Genomic DNA, 19,705 nt, shown 5'->3' with positions numbered 1-19,705 from the left:
GAGAGCGAGCGAACGAATGCAGGTGGCGGCAGAGGGTGCGATGTACACGCGGGTCGCCGTCGTGCAGCTCGCCTATTACCCGGCGATCCTCCTCGATCGGCGGTCGCCGCTCGAAGATCCGCTCTTCGATCCGAGGACGGCGACGGACTCGCTGCTCCCGTCGCGGGCCGACGTGCCCGACGCGATAAAGCCGGAGCTCGAGGCGCTCCGGCGGCGCATCCGCGAGGCCTACGACGCGCAGCTCCTCGCGCGGATCCGGGCCGTGCTGTCGGCTTGCCTGGAGTACGGGGCGACGATCGTCGTGTTCCCCGAGTACAGCATCCCGTGGGAGCTCCTCGGCGACGTCGCCGACGCCGCGGGCGACATGGTCGTCGTGGCGGGGACGCACATGGTGGACCGGTCCGCGCGCCGATCCGGCGTGTACGAGCGCCTCGGCGCCGCGGCGCTCCCCGCGCTGGGACAGTCCGTATGCCCGGTGCTGCACCGGGGCCGGCTCCTCGGCCTGCAAGCGAAGCGGAACGCGGCGGCGGTGGAGCGGAGCGCGATGCGCGCGGGCGAGGCGTGGGCGCCCGTGGAGATGCCCGACGGGATCCCCGGCCCCATGGGCGTGCTCGTCTGTCTCGATTTCCTCCTTCGTGACGCCGCGCACGACGGGGCGCCCGACGCGGCGCGGATCGGCGCGTGCCGCTTCCTCGCCGTGCCCAGCGCGACCCCCCACACGACGCTGCCGGCGCCCGCGGGGAAGGTCTGGGAAGAGGCGCGCCGGTACGGGCGGCCCACGCTGTATTGCGACGGCGCCGAGGGCGGCGGCACGTCGATCTACGTCGACGAGGCCCAGCCCCACGAGCTGCGGCGGTTCCCGGATCGGGCGGGGTACCTCGAGCCGGGCGACGAGGGCGTGATCGTCGCGGACGTCGACCTGCGGTACGAGCGGGCCAGCGCGCGCCCCGCGCGCCCCGCGCTCCCCGTCGCAGCGCGGCCGGTCGTGCCCGTGGCCGAGGCGACGCTCGTGTACCGCGGGCACCCGGCGGGAGAGGCCTACGCGCGGTGGCTCGAGGGCGCCCGGGAGCTCCTCGGGCGCGACGACGACGAGGCGCTCGAGGCGCTCGTCGCGCGGATCCAGGAGGCGCGCGACGTGCTGCTGAACGCGGGCGCCCTGTCCGGGGCCGCGGCGCGAGGGAGGCGGCTGCGCCGGCTCTACGGCGAGCTCGACAGGCTGACCCGCGTCGAGGAGATACGGCAGTTCACGCGGGAGATCGTCGTCCCCGCCGAGGTGCTGCCGCTCGAGGCCCTGCGCGCGGCGACGGCGGGGGCGGCCGCCGACGTCGTGTTCGCGTGGATGACCGCGCGGGAGGCGCGCGAGGCCGGGTTCGTGGAGGTCGAGGCGCGGCTGCGCAAGGCGGTGGACGCGAAGCGGGGCAACGGCGAGTGGACGCCCGAAGGGATGGCGGCGCTCGGCGCCGTGGCGCAGGCGGTGCGCGGCGCGCCCGAGGCCCGCGACGGCGAGCGCGAGCGCTCGCTGCCGCCGGAGCTGCGGGTCGAGCTGCCGCGGAGGCTCGACCCGGCGGCGCTTGGGACGCAGCAGCACCGGGGGTGGGTGCTCTCGTTCCAGCGGCATCCGTCCGGCTTCCGCGCCACCATGGACGACGCCGCGCCGCGCGCCGACGCCCCGCCGCGCGCCGACGCCCCGCCGCGCGCCGACGCCCCGCCGCGCGCCGACGCCCTGCCGCGCGCCGACGCCTCGCCGCGCGCCGACGCCTCGCCGCGCGCCTCCGGCGGCCCCGGCGCGGCGCTGGGCCCCGTCGCCGGGCCGGCCAGGGAGGAGCTCGCCCCGCGGTTCTCCGAGCACCAGATCCTCTCGGCGGAGACCGTCTTTCTCCTCGCGCTCGCGGAGGGGCGGGAGCACGTGGCGGCGGTCGGCGTCTGGCCCGAGGGCCGGCCGGCCTGGTGCACGCTCCTCGTCGCGGCCCGCCAGGACGAAGCGTGGACCCTCCTGTGGATCGACGGCCACGAGCGCTGGACAGGGCCCAGGCGGACGTGGGAGAGGCTCCGCGCCGCCGCCGCCCGGTCGGGGCTCGCGAACGCCACGCTCGAGGCGATCCCGCAGGACGCCCTGGCGCAGCGGATCGCGCGCCTCTTGCCTCGCTTCGACGGCGCGCGCGGCGTCGTCGCCGCGCTCCGCGAGCAGCGGCTTCGCGAGGTCGCGGGGCGGTTCGTCGAGCCCGACGCCTGCGTCGACGGGCGCGACGAGCCGGCCCCGCTGCTCGGCGCCCTCGACGCGTGGCTGTCGTCGGGCGAGAAGATCGCGCTGGTGCTCGGCGAGTTCGGCATGGGGAAGTCCACCGCGCTCGCCGCGTGGGCCGAGCGGCGGTGGGCGTCCGCCGAAGGGCCGAGGCCCCTGCTCGTCAACCTCGCGGGCGCCTCTCCCCACCTGAGCCCGGAGCAGCTCCTGCTCCAGGCGGCCGGCGCCCCGGACAGCGCCGCGAACCGCGCCGCCCTGCGCCTGCTCATCCGCCACAGGCTCGTCGTGCCCTGCTTCGACGGCTTCGACGAGATGGCGACGCGCCTGGAGGCCTCCGAGCTCGCAGGGCGGCGCGCCGGCCTGCTGGAGGTCGCGGCCGGCGGCGGCAAGGTGGTCATCTCCTCGCGGGACGACCACTTCCCCGCCGAGGCGCACCTCCAGACGGCCGCCGAGAGCGCGCCCCCCCACGCGGCCGGCACGCCCGCGGGGGTACGGCGGCTCGCGATCCAGCCGTTCACCGAGGCGCAGGTGCGCGAGCTCGTTCGGCAGATCCGCGGAGAGGACGGCGCCGAGGCGGCGCTCGCGCGCATCGGCGCGCTCTACGACCTCAAGGACCTCGTGCGCAGGCCGCTGCTGCTCGGGATGGTGCTCGCCACGCTCGACGACATCGCGTCCGGGGCGAAGGTCGGGCGAGCCGACCTGTACGAGGCGTACCTGAAGCGGTGGCTCGACACCACGCGCAAGGACGCGCCGGAGAGCTCCGACGAGCAGAAGACGGAGTTCGCCGAGGCGCTCGCCGAGCAGCTCTGGCGGTCCGGCCGGCCGGCGTGCACCTGGCAGGAGCTCCAGCAATCGGTCCGCGCCCGGCTCTTCCGCTTCCTGCCCGAGGGCGCGCCGCCGGACGCCGCGTTCCTGGCGCTGCAGGGCGGGTCGTTCCTCGTCCAGGAGGGCGTCGACGGCTACCGCTTCGCGCACAAAGCGTTCCTCGAATACTTCCTTGCCCGCGCGCTCGTGGCGACGCTGGCCGAGCGGCCGATCGAGGCGCTCCGGACAAAGCCGATGACGCGCGAGGTCGCGGCGTTCGTCGGCGAGATCCTGAGGACGTCCGGCGAACCGAGGCGCGCGGCCGCGGTGCGCGCCGTCCAGTCGTTCCTGCAGATGGACAGGCAGCTCGCGCCCTCGACGAGGGAGCCGGCCGAGAACGCCCTCCGGCTCCTGCTCGGCCTCGCGCGGTGGGCCGAGGAGACGGCCGGGTGGATCCCGGATGGGGCGGATCTGCACGGCGTTCACCTCGCCGGCGAGGACCTGCGCGACGCGCCGCTCGCGGCCGCGAACCTGCGGGACGCGAACCTGTCCGGCGCCGACCTGTCCGGCGCCGAGCTGACGGAGGCCGTGCTGAGCGGCGCGACGCTGTCGGGCGCGAAGCTCGACGGCACGATCCTCCGGCGCGCGATCGCGCACCGGACCGACTTCACGCAGGCCGGGGCGCGGGGCGCCGTCGTCGAGCTGGCGCAGCTCGGCGGCGCCGTCCTCCGGCAATCGACGTGGACCGGCTGCCGCTGGAACGGCGCGCAGGCCGAGGGGGCCGACGTGAGCGCCTGCGTGATCGCGGGCCGGGGCGCGCTCCTGGAGCGCGCGCAGCGGCTCGCCGCGACGCCGCCCCTGGCGCGCGTGGACCTCGTTTCAGGACACACGGGCACGATCAACGCGCTCGCGTGGTCGCCGGACGGCCAGCGCCTCGCGACGGCGGGGTACGACCAGACGGTGCGCCTCTGGCACGCGGACACCGGCGAGGAGCTCGCCCGGCTCGAGGGCCATTCCGACTGGATCCTCAGCGTGGCCTGGTGCCCTGACGGCCAGCGCCTGGCCAGCGCGGGACACGACATGACGGTGCGGATCTGGCACGCCGGCACGGGCAAGGAGCTCGCCCGGCTCGAGGGCCACTCCGACTGGCTGAGGGCCGTTGCGTGGCACCCGGACGGCAGGCGCCTGGCCAGCGCCGGCGACGGGACCGCGGTGCGCATCTGGGACGCGAGCACGGGCAAGGAGATCGCCCAGCTCGACGGCCACGAGCGCGGGGTCATGGCCCTTGCCTGGCACCCGGACGGCAGGCGCCTGGCCACCGCGGGCGACGGGACCACGGTGCGCATCTGGGACGCGAGCGCGGGCAAGGAGCTCGCCCGGCTCGAGGGCCACGTGCGCCGCGTGACGGCCGTTGCGTGGCACCCGGACGGCAGGCGCCTGGCCACCGCGGGCGACGGCAACACGGTGCGCATCTGGGACGCCAGCACCGGCCGCGAGATCGCCCGGCTCGAGCGGCGCTCGAGCGGGGTCAGGCTCGTGGCCTGGCGCCCGGACGGCAAGCGCCTGGCCACCGCGGGCAGCGGAAACACGGTGCGCGTCTGGGACGCGAGCACCGGCGGCGAGCTCGCGCGGCTCGAGGGGCACACGAACTGGGTAAGGGCCATGGCGTGGCACCCGGACAACCGGCGCCTCGCGAGCGCGGGCGACGGCAACACGGTGCGCATCTGGGACACCGGCACAGGCAGGGAGCTGACGCGGCTCGTTGGCCACTCCAACTGGGTGCTGGCCCTCGCCTGGCACCCGGACGGCAAGCGCCTCGCCAGCGCGGGGAACGACTCGATGGTGCGGGTCTGGGACACCGGCACCGGCAAGGAGCTGACGCGGCTCGAGGGCCACTCCGACTGGGTGCTGGCCCTCGCCTGGCACCCGGACGGCGAGCGCCTCGCCAGCGCGGGCGACGACCAGACGGTGCGCCTCTGGCATGCGGGCCAGGGGGAGGAGCTCGCGCGGCTCGTTGGCCACCTGAACGGCGTGCTCGCCGTGGCCTGGCACCCGGCCGGCGATCGCCTGGCCAGCGCGGGGAACGACGGCACCGTGCGCATCTGGGACACGACGACGGGCCAGGAGCTCGCGCGGTTCGAGGGCCATTCCAACTGGGTGCTCGCGCTGGCCTGGCACCCGGACGGCGACCGCCTCGCGAGCGCAGGGCACGACGCCACGGTGCGCATCTGGGATCCGGACACCGGCCGGCAGCTCGCGCGGCTCGAGGGCCACACGCTCGACGTGAAGGCCCTTGCCTGGAGCCCTGACGGCGAGCGCCTCGCCAGCGCGGGCGACGACACGACGGTGCGGATCTGGCGCGCCGGGACCGGCGAGGAGCTCGCGCGGCTCGAGGGCCACGCGCGCGGGATCACCGCGGTCGCCTGGTCGCCGCGCGGCGAGCGCCTGGCGAGCGCGGGGCACGACGGCACGGTGCGGCTCTGGGACGCTGGCACCGGCGAGGAGCTGGCGCGGCTCGAGGGCCATGCGCGGCGGGTGATGGCCATGGCCTGGCAGCCGGGCGGCGACCGCCTGGCGAGCGCGGGGCACGACGGCACCGTGCGGATCTGGAGCGCGGAGCAGCGCAGGCTCCTCGCCTGCCTCGAATCGGCCGGCCTGACGACGCTCGCCCGCACGCCCGGGGGCTTCTGCCTCCTCGACGACGCGGAGCCCGAGCGCGCTCGCCTGGCCCTCCGCCGCCCCGACTCGAGCACGACGCTGTACCTCCCGCTGGCCGGCTTCCGCGACGTCCTGCGGCGGCCGGACAAGGTGATGGCGGCCCTCGCCGGCGATCTCGGCGGCGACAGCGTGGACGAGGAGCTCGCGCGGCACGGCTATGCGGGCGGCGTCCCCTGGGACGGCGAGGAGCGCTTCATCTCCGATGCGCCGGGGGCGCTCGTGTCCCGGGCCCTCAGCTCCGTGCCCCCGCGCCCGGCGCCCGCGGCGTCCGACAGGCCCCCTGCGCCCGCGGCGTCCGACAGGCCCCCTGCGCCCGCGGCGTCCGACAGGCCCCCTGCGCCCGCGGCGTCCGACAGGCCCCCTGCGCTCGCGGCGCTCGACAGGCCCCCTGCGCCGGGAGCCTCGCCGCCGGGCGCGCTGACGAACCCCTTCCGCCCCGGCCCCGCCCTCGTCGGCTCCCCTTCCCTCCCGGGCCGCGATCCCGTGCTCGCGGAGCTCTTTGCCCTCATCGAGAGCCGCAGCCCCGCGGTCCTCCGCGGCCCGCGCCGCGCGGGAAAGACCTCGATCCTCCACCACCTCGCGGCGCGGCTCGCGCCCACCCGCGCCGTCCACCACCGCACGCTCGAGGGCCGCGCCTCGAGCCTCCGCACCGCCGACGATCTCGCCGTCTTCCTCGACCCCTCGCTCCGGTCCGACGCCGCCCCCGCGCTCACCCTGCGCAACCGCCTCTCCGCCGCCGGCAATGCCGTCCTGCTCCTCGACGAGGTCGCCAACCTCCACAAGGCCGACGCCACCGTCTTCGCCTGGCTGCGCGCCGTCGGGCAGGAGCAGACGAGCGTCGTCCTGGTCGGCTCGCACTGGGACTGGGTCACGGTCGTCGAGCACGCGTTCGCCGCGGCCCCGGGCTCGTCGTTCGGCAACGACGTCACGCCGGTGAACCTCGGCCCCCTCGCCGAGCCGGACGCGATTCGCTTCCTCGTCGACACGGCGCCTCCCGACGTCCCCGTGGAGGCCGAGCGCACGGCGCGCTGGATCGTGGAGCTCTGCGGGCCGTGGCCGTTCTACCTGCAGGTCATGGGGTATGCGCTCGTCCAGGCGGTGCGCGCCGGCCAGCGGCGCGCCCTCGTCGAGCGCGCCGGCGTGCGCGACCTCTACGAGCAGCGCCTGCTGCTCGACCGCGACGCCGCCTTCTTCAGGGCGCGCTGGGCCGAGCTGCCGGAGCGCGCGCGGGCCGTCCTCGGCGCGCTCCGCGGCGCGCCGGACGCCGCGCTGCCCGAGGTGCGAAGGCTGCCCACCGAGGACGTCGCCGTCCTCTGCGACGCGGGGCTCTGCGATGCGTTCGGCACATGGCTCGTGGATCCGCCGTTCTTCGACTGGCTCCGGCGGGTGGCCAGGGAGCCAGGGAGGGATTCGTGATCGTGACGCGCGTGTTCGACGTGAGGAGAAACTACTCGCCGGAGCGCGACGTGCGCGATCACGGCGAGTTCCTCGATCTCCTGCTGTCGTTGCCCGCGAACGGCGTCGTCTGGCCGCTCGTCGCCGCCCGCAGGGCCGGAAAGACGTGGACCCTCAAGGCGCTCGAGCACCACCTCGGCAGCGCCGGCGGCATGAACGTCCGGTACATGGACCTCCGCCGGGCCGGCCCGGCGCTCCCCGCCGTGCCGCCGGGTACGACGCTCCTGCTCGACGAGCCGCAGCTCGCCGGCGCGGGCGGCACGCCGCGCGACGCGAGCGCCTTCCTGCGGTGGTGCAGCGAGCTTTACGCCGATGGCACGCGCGTGCTCCTGGCCATGAGCCCCGCCGAGTGGGTCGCGCTCGAGCGCGCCGCCGACGGGAACGCCGGCCTCGTCTGCTCGCGCGACATGCGCTTCCTGGATCCCCTGACGCCCGGCCAGGCGCAGCGGCTCGCGCGCACCGACGCGGCGCGCGCGCTCCTCGCCGAGCTGCCGGCGGTCTGGCGCAGGAACCCCTTCCTCCTCGAGTTCGTGTTCCAGATCGCGGAGCACTCGCCCGAGCTGGCGAGGGAGCCGTGGACGCTGCTCTGGACGGCGCGCGTGCGCAGCGAGCTGCGGGAGTTCGCCTACCACAAGGCCGTCTTCGAGGACGGGTTGACCGACGCGCAGCGGGGCGCGCTGCGCGAGATAGCGCGCGGCGCGTCGCGCCACGACGAGAACGTCGATTTGCTGGAGCGCTGCGGCCTCGTGCAGCGGCGCGGCGGGCGCTCGGTGCTCGCCGATCCGATCCTCGAGGCGAACCTGTGCCCGCTGCGGATTCACCACGTCTCGGACATCCATTTCGGCCCGAAGGCCGCCGAGCGCGTCGACGTGAAGGAGCGAGGGAAGCACGGCGACGTGATGGCGCCGGCGCTGGGCGCCCCGCGCGTGTGCGACCATTACGTCGAGCACGTCGCCGAGCTCGCCGCCGCGGGCCGCGCGCCGCACCTGCTCGTCGTCTCGGGCGACATCGCCGAGTGGGCCGACGAGGCCCAGTACGCCGAGGCGCGGGTGTGGATCGAGAAGCTCTGCCGGCACCTCGCGGATCACCCCCGGTTGCCGCCGGACGAGCCCAACGTGCTTTTGGTCGGCGGCAACCACGACGTCGACTGGCGGCTCGCCGCGCGGCCGGAGCAGGCCGCGACGCAGGCGCGCCACGCGCCCTTCGCGCGGGCGTTCGGCGATCACCCGCGGTGCGCGCGGCCGCGGCTCGACGAGCCGCCGGAGACGCGGTCGCTCGCGGTGGCGCGGTACGCGGACCTCGGCGTCGAGTTCGCGCTGCTCGGGTCGGCGGAGTTCGGCGGGCAGCAGGAGGCGGATCCGGTGCGGGACGAGCTCCTGTCGCTGCTCGCCCGCCTGCGCAAGGACGCCATGGAGGAGCAGGACGCGGAGCGGGCGGCGGCCCTTCGCGACCACGTGTCGCGCATCGACCCGGGCCTCGTCCACGACGCGGATCTCCAGCGGGTGCGCAGGGCGCAGTGGCACGCGCCGATCAAGATCGCGGTGCTGCACCACCCGGTGTCCCCGCTCCCGTCGACCGAGCTCGCCCGCTTCGGCGGCCTGATCAACGCCGGCGAGGTGAAGGACGCGCTCGTACACAAGGAGTTCTGCCTCGTGCTCCACGGCCACAGCCACACGGGCTGGTTCGGCAAGGAGCAATGGCCCGAGCGGCACGAGGACTGGACGATCCGGATCGCCGCGGCGCCGTCGCTGTCGAGCCGCGAGGTGCAGGAGCACAACGGCTACAACGAGATCGAGATAGCGCGCGACGGCGCGGGCGGCGACGTCAGCTATCGGATCCACGTCCACCGCGTGGTGCGCGAGGGCGCGACGTGGGCCCGGAGGGCGTCGATGGGGCCGTTCGCGCCGGGGAAGTAGCGCCGTCAGGCGTCTGGCTGTCGGCGGTCAGACGTCTGGCATCGCACGCGGCGCGTCTGCACACGTGAGACGGGACTGCCGGGCGTGGTCAACGGCCCGGATGCTGCGCCCCATGCACGGCGACCTGGCTGTTCAGGCGGCGGTCAGGACGAGCGCCCGGCGACGCCGGCGGTGATGGCATCGTGCACCTCCTCGCGTGTCCCGGTGCCGGCGAGGAGGTGCCACGCCCGGAGCGTCGGCAGATCGCGCATGGCCTCCACGGCGGAGCGCAGCGTCGACGGCATCGGGCCGAACCGAGCCTCGTACAGCTCGATCGTCACCTGCGCCACCTCCTGTTTGCGTCCCTGCTCGATGAACTGCTCGACGAGCTCCTGCGTGGTCATCACGATCTCCTCTTCCTCCGGCGTCGCCGGCCCGACCTCGGCGACCGCCGCCCGGAAGCGTAGCAGAGGCCCGAGCGCGATGGCGCGCTCCGGCGCGTCCTGCGGCAGCCGCCGGAAATCCTCGATCGCCTCTCGCAGCACGCGCCCTCCGCCCATCAGCCGGATCAGCAGGGTCGAGCGCTCGCGCGGCAGCTCGCCGAGCACCACGAGCGCCGTTCGCAGCAGACCGGGCCCTTCGTACACGCCCGCGGGCCAGCCGGCCATCTGCCTCGTGCACAGACCGTCGAGCACGGCCGCCGGGCGGCCCGTCGAGAGCATCCACAGGAACGGAGCTTCCGCCGTGCGATCCCGGGCCACGCGGCCTCGCCACACGGACAGGTGCTTCTCCACGCACGCGCGCGCCTCCTCCGCGCTCGGCGTGTCGCTGTACGCCTCGATGGTGCACGCCGTCTCCGCGAGGCGGCCGAGGAGCCCGAGGCGCTCTCGACCCGACGCGCGCGCCGGGTCCGGCTCGTACCAGACGTCCGCGCGCTGCGCCTCCCCGGCGACCTCCGCGTCGGTCACGACCTTGCCAGTCGTCGTGAGCCCCTCCTGCGCGACGTCCTTTGCCAGCCGATCGAATCGGTTTCGCATGGCGGCGCAGGCTGGCACGCCGTGCGGGCGAGATGAAGAAAACAGCACGCTTCGATCGCGCGGCGGACACCGGGATCAGCGATCACTATCGCCGTGGTAGATCCGTTTGAAATTCGACATGTCGTCAGCCGCCGGGCGCCTCGGTGTGCCGTGGCCTCCAGGCTCCGCATCGCCCGGGAAGCGCTCGCGCTGCGGCTCCGGAGTCACCAGCCAGGCGCGAAGGTCCGCGATGAACGCGTGGGGGCTCTCCTCGTCGCGCTTGCCGACGCGGTAGGCGATCACGAGCTTGGACGCGCTCGCCACGCCGACGGCGACGTACGCCTCGCCGACCTCGGGCGAGTCGCCCGGCTGCACGCGCGCCTGCTTCTTCTGGACGTAGCTCCAGGTCTCGTCGACCTGGACCGTCCGCCGTCGCTGGAGACCGCCGGCAGACGAAGCGCCAGCCTCCTCGTCTCGCTGGTCAGTGATCACGAGCTCGATCTTCTGGGGATCCAGGATCTGGCCGAGCGTGCGATGGAACGGGGCATTGCCGTCCTGCGCTGGCCTTTCGGCGACTTCTCGGCACCGTCCGACATCGCGGCCCTTCGTGCGCCGGTCGATCGGATCCTCGACACGGCCGCGCGAGGGCGCGCCGCGATCATCCACTGTTGGGCCGGCCTGGGCAGGACGCGACTGGTCGCGGCAGCTTGCTTGGTGAAGCCTGGGCTCGCGCCGGTCGACGCGATCGCCGCCGTGAGGCGTTGCCGCCGTGGGGCCATCGAGAACAGCGATCAGGAAGAGGCGATTGCTGATTTCGCGCGCGCTCTCGGTCGGATCACCTGACCCGGCGGGTCCGCTGCTCGCGTGAGACGTCTGGCCGTCCGTGGTCAGACGTCTGGCCGTCCGTGGTCAGACGTCTGGCCGTCCGTGGTCAGACGTCTGACTCTCCGTGGCGGTGCTGCTTGCCCCCGGGCGGTCCCATCGCGCCACGCGCGCCTGCTACAGTGCGGCCATCGTGCACGCCACAACGAAGCTGATGCTCATCCGGCACGGGGAGACGGACGACAACCGCGCGCAGGTCTTCCAGGGACAGGCGGGGCGCGGGCTCAACGCGCGGGGGCGCGAGCAGGCCGCGCGGCTCGCGCAGCGGCTCGTCGGCGCGCGGATCCGGCTCTCGGCGGTCTACTGCTCCGACCTCGAGCGCGCCGCGGAGACGGCGGAGCGCCTTGCCTCGGCGCTGGGCCTCGAGGCCGTCGCGGACGCCGCGCTGCGGGAGGTGGGCCTCGGCGCCTGGCAGGGGCTGAGCCGCGCCGAGGTGCAGGCGCGCTTCCCCGAGGAGTGGGCCGCATGGCGGCGCGGCGTCGATGTCCGGCGCGGGGGCGGCGAGACGTACGCGGAGCTCGGCGACCGCATGATGCGCGCGCTCGACCGGCTCGCGGAGCGCCACGCGGGCGAGGCGGTCGGGGTGGTGTCCCACGGCGCGGCCATCAAGACCGCTGTCGGACGGATGCTCCAGATGGACGCCGGCGGGCTCAAGTCGCTGCAGGTGCCGGCCAACACGGGCGTCTCCCTGATCGAGCACGACCCGAGCCGCGGCTACCGCGTCGTCGTCTGGAACGACGCCGCTCACCTCGGCGACGCGCTGGCCGAGGCGCTCTCCGCGCCGCCGGCGTGAGGCGCGACGCCGTGGTCAGACGTCTGACCACGGACGGCCAGACGTACTGGTGGCGCTGGAAGCTGCGCACTGACGGTCCCGCGCAGCCCTCGCCGCCGCCGTCCACGGAGGTGTCGCGCTTCCTTCCGGTCCACGGGTGACCGAGGCATCGCTGGTCGCACCGCAGCCGATCGAGATCGCGCTGCCCAACGGGCGGGTGGTGCGGGTCCGGCCGGGATTCGACCCGGCCACGCTCGAGCGGTGGTTCTTGCTCGCCGCCGAGGAGACGTCGTGTTGACGCTACCGCCGTCGGTCCGTACCTACATCGCGGCCGTGCCGACCGACTTGAGGAAGAGCTTCGATGGGCTGTCCACCCTGGTCTCTCAGCGCTTCGGCTCCGACCTGTAGACGATCGCGGCAACCCGCATGCTGTCTTGGAGCCTCTGCGCGGCATAGCGATCCGCGCCGGAGGTGTGGATGGACGAGAGCAGACGCACCTGGCGCGACCGGGTGGCGCGCTGGCACAAGAGCGGGCAGGACGCGCGCGTGTTCGCGGAGCAGGAGGGGGTGACTGCAGGCACGCTGTAAGCGGCCGAGGTGTGGCGCCCCGTTCACGCGTCGCGTCTCGCGCCGCGATCTGGGCGGAAAATTCGCGTGGATCGGGGAGGTACGAGCTTTGCTCCCCACCGCCGTCATGAGTCACTACTTTCGTTCGCTGGTCCTCGTGGGGGTTCCTTTCATCTTCGTCGCGGGCTGCGGCGGATCGGACGGCGACACGATCGCCGAGCCCACCGAGGCGCCGGCAACCCCGTCGACTCCGGCGGAGGTAGACACCACCTATGAACAGATCGGGCGCGGCTGCGGCGACAACGGCTCCCTCGTTCGCTCGCTGACGCACGTCTCCGCGCTCACCACCAACAACCTCTGGATCGCCCCAGACAACGACGCCGCCGGCCTGGCCGCGTCCAGGGACGAGAATGGCTGGGGAGCGAGCGTGGGCGTCTACGAGCTCGGGTTCGAGTCGATCGGGGACAGCATGGAGAGCCACTCCGCCGAGCAGGCCGCGCGATGCGACGCGGTCAGCGAGATCTTCGACCCCGCCGCGGACGGCGCGCGGCACCGCTTCCTCAACGTTCTCGTCTACGTCGGCGATCACCCGCACCCCGAGGCGATGCCCGCCGAGGGGCTCCCCGCCGCGGTCGAGGCGCCGGTCCGCCTGAAGGGCTATCTGGACGTGGCCTCGGGCACGCGCGAGGAGATCAACGACGGCGTCGTGTACCGGGACGCGCAGCACCAGTACCTGCCCATCTACGTTCGCTGCGAGAAGCCCATGAAGATCACCTACGAGGAGCGCCTGTTTTCGCGCGAGGAGGTCGAGGCGCTGAAGATCGACACCGGCGTCTGTCGCCCCGTCGCGGAGGACGGCTACGGCTGCCTCTTCGAGCGCCCGCAGCCGATCGAGGGGGCGTGCACGTTCGTGGCGACCGACGCGAAGTACGTGGCGACGAGCGGCGAGGAGCACAACATGTCGCTCGGTGGCCGCATCGAGCGCGGCGAACAACCCAGCTACAAGATCACGGTCGACCGCTTCGCCTTCCGCTGAACGAGGGTCCTCGGTCAGGGAGCGTGACGTCGGAGCGCGTGGGTCAGACGTCTGACCACGGACGGCCAGACGTCTGACCACGGACGGCCAGACGTCTGACCACGGACGGCCAGACGTCTGACCACGGACGGTCAGACGTCCGCGGCCCCTGTGTTGCCCCCGGGGAGAATCCCGAACGAAGCGCGCAGGCGTGCCCTTGCGCGGGAGCTCACGGCACGCCGCGACGGCAACAAAGGTGCTGTGCCGTCAACGCAGCCGCCCGGCCGAGAGCCTGCCCCGGCGTTGGTGCCCCCTCGCCGCCGAGACAGAGAGCCTGCCCCGGCGCTGGTGCCCCCTCGTCGCCGGAGCAGAGAGCCTGCCCCGGCGCTGGTGTCCCCTCGCCGCCAGGGCAGGCGCATCGGGCTACCTGCCCCGAGGGGGACGCCCCTGGCAGGCGGCCCCTGGCGTCGTGTACGCCGCACGTCCCCTCCGCCGCGGTGAGCGGTGACCTGCCGGGCTCGCCTGGCGCCTGTTCGCGTGGATTTCTTTCACGTGACCGCGCTCGCAGCGATGCGCGGTCACGCGCGGAAGAAAAACGCCTCCGGTCGTTCGATTCGCGCGAAGGGTGACCGAGGTCGCCGGCATCCACCGGGTGAGCGTCGAGCAAAGACGCAGGATCCAGCGGCGCCCCGTGAACGAAAGCCGCGCCCGGGAGGCACGCGCGCTCGCGCCGACAGCCGACCCCGCCCCAGCGGAGCAGCCTGTCGCGGAGCTGACCATGTCGGCGCGATCCGGACGCAACACCCCACGGGTGGGCTTCCGTGAGCGCGTCCGCGGGCGTGTGGATCCATGTCTCGATGCAAACCACGGAGCTTCATCATGAGAAAGACAATCCTCTTCTTCACGGCGGCGATCCTCTCAGCGTGCACGGCGGAGGTGGACGACCTGTCCCCGAGCGAGCGCGAGACGGACGCCGCGTCCGCGGGCATCATCGGAGGCACCGTCGACCACGGCGATCCGGCCGTCGTGCAGATCGTGGGGAACCAGAAGGACGAGCCCGCGACCTTCGAGACCTGCACCGCCACGCTCATCGCGCCGAAGGTGCTCCTGACCGCGGCCCACTGCGTGGTGAACTGGATCTACTTCGACTATGAAGTCCAGGCCTTCCTCGGCACCGACCGATGGGTCGAGGACGGGCCCCTGGTGAGCGTGAAGGAGGTTCACATGCACCCCCAGTACGACTACAGCAACGTCACGCTGGGGTACGACATCGCGGTGGCCATCCTCGACGAGCCCCTCGACATCACTCCGGTACCCTACAACCGCACGCCGCTGACCCAGGCCGATGTCGGTGAGCCGGTCCGGCTCATCGGCTTCGGGGACGATGAGACGGGGTGGGGCGACGTGAAGAAGCACGTGTCCACGACGGTCCACACCGTGCAGCCGCTACGGCTCGGCTTCGGCGACGCGAACCACCACACGTGCAAGGGCGACTCGGGCGGGCCCGCGCTGATGGATGTGAACGGCGTCCCCACCATCGTCGGCGTGACGTCGTACGGCGACGCGGTCAACGGCCAGATCTGCACGAGCGGCTGGCACACGCCGGTCGACCGATACGTCGAATTCGTCGACCAGTTCGTCAACGCGCCCTAGCACCACTGCGTCGCAGCCCGCCGAACCCGGCAATGACCGAACGGCGGGAGCTGCATGCTCGGGCGGATATGCCTGTAGAACGAGGAGTCTTCTCGTCGTGCCGGGGTCGACGCGGCGCCGGCGCGACACAGCCTTCAGGGCCATGGAGTACGTGATGGACCCCGCCGCGGAGCAGCGGCTGCAGGCCTACTTGTCCGAGATTGGCGACGTGCTCGGCCATCCGCTGCGGCGCGAGTCCTTCGCGACGTATGCGTTGGGGCTGCTCGGCGAGGCGGAGCGCAAGAGCGTCGAGCCGATCGCGGCGCGCGCCTGCCCCGATCCCGAACGCGTCGAGGTGGCGCATCAACGCCTGCTGCACTTCGTCTCTAACTCGCATTGGGACGACGAGGCCGTGCGCCTTCACGCTGCGCGCTATGCGATCGGAGCGATGACCCAGCAGGCCCCAGTGACCTCGTGGATCCTCGACGATACGGGCTTCTTGAAGAAGGGGACCCACTCCGTCGGCGTTCAGCGGCAATACACCGGCTCCGCCGGTAAGACCACCAATTGCCAGATCGGGATCAGCCTCAGTGTGGCGACCCGCTATCACCATGTCCCCATCGACTTCGAGCTGTACCTGCCGCAAAGCTGGGCGGACGATCCAGCACGACGACGTGAGGCGCGCATCCCCGACCAGGTCGTCTACAAGACCAAGATCGACCTGGCGCTCGAGATGATCGAGCGCGCCGTTCATCATGGCATCCCCGGGGATATCGTGCTGGCTGACGCCGCCTACGGCAATTCCAACGCGTTCCGAGAGACGGTGCGGTTACTGGGCTTCGACTACGCCGTCGGTATCGAATCGCCCACAAAGGTCCTCCCGCTGCGACGTCGTGGCGCTGCCGACCCAAGCCTGGCCGTCAGCGCCGCCGACTTTGCGCAACGCCTCGGGCGCGGGGCGTTTCGTCGCCTGTGCTGGCGGGAAGGCACGTGTCGAACGTTGTCCTCGCGCTTCGCGCTTCGGCGCGTCCAGGTGGCGCACGAGGACGGGATCCCGATCGAGCAGCACCCGCCCGTTTGGCTCCTGATGGAGTGGCCCGACGAAGAGCCGAAGCCGACCAAGTTCGCGCTCACGACACTTCCGGCGCGGATGTCGAACAAGGAAATCGTTCGCAGGTTCAAGGAACGCTACCGCACCGAAAAGGTCTACGAAGAGTTGAAGGGGGAGCTGGGCCTCGACCACTTTGAGGGCCGCCGGTTTCGCGGCTGGCATCATCACGTCACGGTCGCGCTGAGCTGCTATGCCTTCGTGGTCGCGGAACGCACGCGGCCTTTTCCCCCCTCGGCTGCCCGGCCGCGTCGTCCCCGTGCGCTCGCGCTCGCGGCCTGAGCGCCACTTCCCGGACTCCTTCCCCACGGTTCGACTCGCCATCGCTCGCGTGCTGACCCGCTGGTTGCCCCGATGCCCAAGCTGCCACGCGTCGCAGTCCAGGGGCGATCCGCTTCAGCTCGCTGGGCCGTGACGCAGTGGTGCTAGCGCGACAAACGGGTTAAACCCGCCTGAAACGAGCAGAACTTCGAACCGCCAAGACGCCAAGAGCGCCAAGACATCGTCTTCTTCTTGGCGTCCTTGGCGTCTTGGCGGTTCAATTCTCGCTCGCTCAACTTGATCGTTGTTCCAGGCGAGGGCGCCGAACAGGTCCCGGCTCGTCCAGATTCAACAGGTACCCGCGCGCCCCTCCAGCGACCGGATCAGGGGCGCAGCCAGCCGGGGTAGCCGGAGCAGTACCGAACGACGTGGTGCGAAAAGACACGGCTGCAGTAGCGATAGCCGTGCCGGCGAAGGCACCCGTGGTAACGCCGACACTCCCACGGCTGAGGGTAATGAGGGTAGTACTGCTCGGCCGAGCTCTCGGCGGCGTCCTCGTGCTCCTCGCTCGTGCAGGCCTCGCGCGAGAGGTCCTCCGTGACGCCGGGGCTCGCCGCGGCGACCCCGCTCGTCGCCTCGGCGGCTGCGTCGTCGGACTCCACCGCCTCCGCGACGCAGCCGGCGGCCAGCGAGAACGAGGCCGCGAGCGACAGATAGGCCGCGATCTTCGGGATGTTTTTCATGACTCACCATCTCTTCCGTGGCGCATGGACGCGCGAGCGCCTCGAGATCCGCGGCCGGTGTGGCCCTCGGCTCGGCGCCTCGCGGAGCTCCAGCTGTCATGTGCATGGAGCGCTGCGCGGGCGCCGTCCACTGCCCCATTCAGGACACGTCAGACACGCTGGATGATTCGAGCACGCCCATGGCGATGGTCGGGCGGTCTCGCGACGTGCGCTCGCCCTACCGCCCTGCGGGGCCGAACCGGCGCTCGTCGGCCGGCGGCGTCCCCGGGCGCGGCGCCTCCGGGACGAGCGCGCCGCCGTGGGTCAGCACGTGCCAGCCCTCGTCCCGCGGCCCGGTCGACGGGCGCCTGCGCTGGCCCGGGAGACCGAGCGCGGGCTCCGGGCGCACGAAGAAGCGCACGCGACCTTCCTCCACCTCGATCTCCGTCAGGTCGTGGGAGACCTCGATGCCGCGCGCCAGGGCGAGCAGCGGCTGACCCGGGCGATCCAGCGACACGTCGAGGCGCGCGCCCGCCGAGGCCGCGGGCGCGCTCGCGAGGAGCGCGGCGCCGCCGGGGGCCGGCAGCGCCGCGACGCCGTCTTTCACCACGACGCGGCGCCACGCCTGCGGCGCGCCGAGCGGCAGCGGGCTGCGCACGAGCGCCTGGAGCGGCGCGCGCTGCGGGGCGCTCGGGGACGGCGTGTCCTCGAGCAGGAGCAGCGTGCCGTCGGGCGCCGCGACGATCCGCTCGATCGCGTCGGCCGGGACCGCGTGGGAGCCCTCGGCGCGCCACGGGCCCTCCGCGCCCCGCACGAAGAGCGCCGCGCCGCCGCCGGCGCGGCAGACGAGCACGCCGACGCCGGCCGCGTTGCGCAGGGCGACCGGCTGCACGCACCCCTCCGGCGCGACGACGGGCGCCACGGCGCCCGCGCGCTGGTCGACGACAGCGAACGTCGGCGGCCGCACGAGGTGCGCGGCGCAGGCGCCGCCCGGCGGGACGCGCGCCGGATCGCAGCGGCCGTCGCCGAAGGCCGCGATCCACGTGCGCGTCGGCGGCGGCCGCGGCGGGACGTCCGCGAGCAGGCAAAGCGCCCCCTCGCAGGCGGCGCCGTACCCGCCCATGATGCCGCCGAGGAGGCCGCCGTCGTCGTCGGCCTTGCACGGCGGCTCCCGGCCGACCGCCGCGGCGCTGCTCAGGGGCGGCACGGGCGCCTGCGGGACGAGGGCCGAGCGGAGGACGCCGGGCTCGCGGGCGCGGATCGCGGTGGAGAGGTACAGCGCGGCGCCGAAGGTCGGCCGGTCGTACAGCAGGTCGGCCGTGGCGGCCCGGGTCCACGTCCGGCCGTCGCGGCTCAGCACGGCGGGGCAGATCGGATCGCCGTTCCAGATCCAGGAGCCCGCGCGCTCGACGGTGCGCGGCTGGAACGTGGAGCGCGCCCAGGTCTTGCCGCCATCCGACGAGACGAACGTGTCCTGCGCCGCCGGGCGCGCCGGGGGCGCAGGACGCCCCGGCGGCGCAGGGCGCCCCGGGGCCGCCGGAGCCGCCGGAGCCGGGCGCCCGCGCGAAGGCGCCTCGGCGGCGCCCGAGGGCGCCTCGGCGGCGCCCGCGCCCGCGACGAGCGCGCCGTCGGGCCGCACGAACACCGCGCGCACCCTCTTGCCCGGCGCGACGACGGCCGACGTGAAGGTGCGGCCCTCGTCCGCGGAGACGCTGACGCGGTCCCCCGCGGCGGCCGCGATGAGGCCGCCGGAGGCGTCCCATGCCGTCGCGCCGGGGACGCTGCCGCGCTGCTCGAAGCCGTCTGGCCGGAGCGCGGCGCGGACGTCGGCGGCGCGGTGGAGGGCGCCGTCGGGCGTCGCAACATAGACGGCGTCGTCCCGCTCGCCGGCGACGCCGACCCAGGTGAGGCGCGCGGGCAGCTGCAGGGGGCCGAGGACGCCGAGATCCGCGTGGACAGCGAAGGGGCCGGGGGCGCCCGGGGTGCCTGCTGCGCCCGGGGCGGCTCCAGTTGCGGCGGCTCCAGCTGCGGCGACTCCGCCTGCGGCGGCTCCGCCGGCCGCGCCGGCGTCGTCGCCGGGCGCGGCGAAGATCGCGACGCGGGCGCCGAGGGCGACCTCGCGGTGGTCGCTGAACAGGTTCTGCTCGGCCCGCGCGCGCTCCTGCGCTCCGAGGGGCGGCTCGATCCAGGGCGCCGGCGGCATCGCGGCGGCCGGGAGCGTCAGCGGGGCCGACGGATCGACCGGAGGGCCAGCCGGGTCCCCCTCGGCGCGCGCCGGCGCCTCCGGCGGTGCGGGAGGGAGGACGACCGACGCCGGCGCGAGCGCCGCCGGGGCCGGCCCGGCGGCAGGACCACACGAGATCGCGAGCAGCGCCAAGGGGAAGGGCGAGAGCCGCCGAGGGGTCTTCAGGGAGGGCCTCCTGCTCCCCTTCTATCAGGCATCCTTGACCGGATCACCAGGCCGCGCAGCGCGCGGGACATGCGGTGACGTACGGTGGACGGCGCGGTGACCGGGCGCGCTGCGCACCTGCCGACGCCGGCGCGGAGCACGCGGCTGCCCGCAAACAGATCATCCTGCCTCGAGGGTCGGCATGGATGAGAGCCGCCACAGACGCA

12 protein-coding genes and 1 pseudogene are annotated in these 19,705 nt (G+C 73.8%); 9 read left to right on the top strand and 4 right to left on the bottom strand.

Translation table 11 applies throughout. From position 1 onward, the window contains the following. Positions 1–22 precede the first annotated feature (22 nt). Both WMF24_RS13765 and WMF24_RS13760 read left to right on the top strand, forming a co-directional pair. Entirely contained in the window at positions 23–7,180 is a 7,158-nt protein-coding gene (locus WMF24_RS13765) for a pentapeptide repeat-containing protein (protein WP_437736848.1), read from the top strand. Beyond that, the gene (locus WMF24_RS13760) at positions 7,177–9,135 is read left to right on the top strand and encodes a metallophosphoesterase family protein (protein WP_437736847.1); all 1,959 of its coding nucleotides are present in this window, start codon (positions 7,177–7,179) and stop codon (positions 9,133–9,135) included. Before WMF24_RS13765 ends, WMF24_RS13760 begins: the two co-directional genes overlap by 4 nt. A 143-nt stretch (positions 9,136–9,278) precedes the next feature. Here WMF24_RS13760 and WMF24_RS13755 read toward each other — a convergent pair whose 3' ends face one another. Beyond that, positions 9,279–10,151, bottom strand: a complete 873-nt coding sequence (locus tag WMF24_RS13755) for a hypothetical protein (protein WP_437736846.1) — start codon at positions 10,149–10,151, stop codon at positions 9,279–9,281. 201 nt (positions 10,152–10,352) lie between these two features. Next, positions 10,353–10,550, bottom strand: a pseudogene (locus tag WMF24_RS13750) (IS1 family transposase); the annotation flags it as partial. A 114-nt stretch (positions 10,551–10,664) separates the two neighbouring features. Here WMF24_RS13750 and WMF24_RS13745 point away from each other — a divergent pair. From WMF24_RS13745 to WMF24_RS13715, 7 genes are all read left to right on the top strand, one after another. Then, entirely contained in the window at positions 10,665–10,973 is a 309-nt protein-coding gene (locus WMF24_RS13745) for a phosphatase domain-containing putative toxin (protein WP_437736845.1), read from the top strand. Positions 10,974–11,145: 172 nt separating this feature from the next. Continuing rightward, positions 11,146–11,805, top strand: a complete 660-nt coding sequence (locus WMF24_RS13740; protein WP_437736844.1) for a histidine phosphatase family protein — start codon at positions 11,146–11,148, stop codon at positions 11,803–11,805. A gap of 11 nt (positions 11,806–11,816) precedes the next feature. Further along, positions 11,817–11,945, top strand: coding sequence for a hypothetical protein (locus WMF24_RS13735; protein ID WP_437736843.1), 129 nt, complete (start codon positions 11,817–11,819; stop codon positions 11,943–11,945). Continuing rightward, positions 11,942–12,082: a hypothetical protein gene (locus tag WMF24_RS13730; RefSeq protein ID WP_437736842.1), complete on the top strand. Its 141-nt coding sequence runs from the start codon at positions 11,942–11,944 to the stop codon at positions 12,080–12,082. The genes WMF24_RS13735 and WMF24_RS13730 overlap by 4 nt, the downstream gene beginning before the upstream one ends. Before the next feature lie 396 nt (positions 12,083–12,478). Then, the gene (locus WMF24_RS13725; protein ID WP_437736841.1) at positions 12,479–13,387 is read left to right on the top strand and encodes a hypothetical protein; all 909 of its coding nucleotides are present in this window, start codon (positions 12,479–12,481) and stop codon (positions 13,385–13,387) included. Between the two features lie 858 nt (positions 13,388–14,245). Further along, the gene (locus WMF24_RS13720) at positions 14,246–15,019 is read left to right on the top strand and encodes a S1 family peptidase (RefSeq protein WP_437736840.1); all 774 of its coding nucleotides are present in this window, start codon (positions 14,246–14,248) and stop codon (positions 15,017–15,019) included. Between the two features lie 142 nt (positions 15,020–15,161). Continuing rightward, positions 15,162–16,388, top strand: a complete 1,227-nt coding sequence (locus WMF24_RS13715; RefSeq protein WP_437736839.1) for an IS701 family transposase — start codon at positions 15,162–15,164, stop codon at positions 16,386–16,388. A gap of 362 nt (positions 16,389–16,750) precedes the next feature. Here the strand turns inward: WMF24_RS13715 and WMF24_RS13710 are convergent, their stop codons facing one another. Both WMF24_RS13710 and WMF24_RS13705 read right to left on the bottom strand, forming a co-directional pair. Beyond that, positions 16,751–17,110, bottom strand: coding sequence for a hypothetical protein (locus WMF24_RS13710; protein WP_437736838.1), 360 nt, complete (start codon positions 17,108–17,110; stop codon positions 16,751–16,753). 217 nt (positions 17,111–17,327) lie between these two features. Beyond that, the gene (locus tag WMF24_RS13705) at positions 17,328–19,466 is read right to left on the bottom strand and encodes a hypothetical protein (protein WP_437736837.1); all 2,139 of its coding nucleotides are present in this window, start codon (positions 19,464–19,466) and stop codon (positions 17,328–17,330) included. Positions 19,467–19,705: the final 239 nt, after the last annotated feature.

The sequence above is a fragment of the Sorangium sp. So ce1335 genome (genome assembly GCF_051521615.1).
Classification (GTDB): Bacteria; Myxococcota_A; Polyangia; order Polyangiales; family Polyangiaceae; genus Sorangium.
This window is presented reverse-complemented; position numbering and strand designations above follow the sequence as displayed.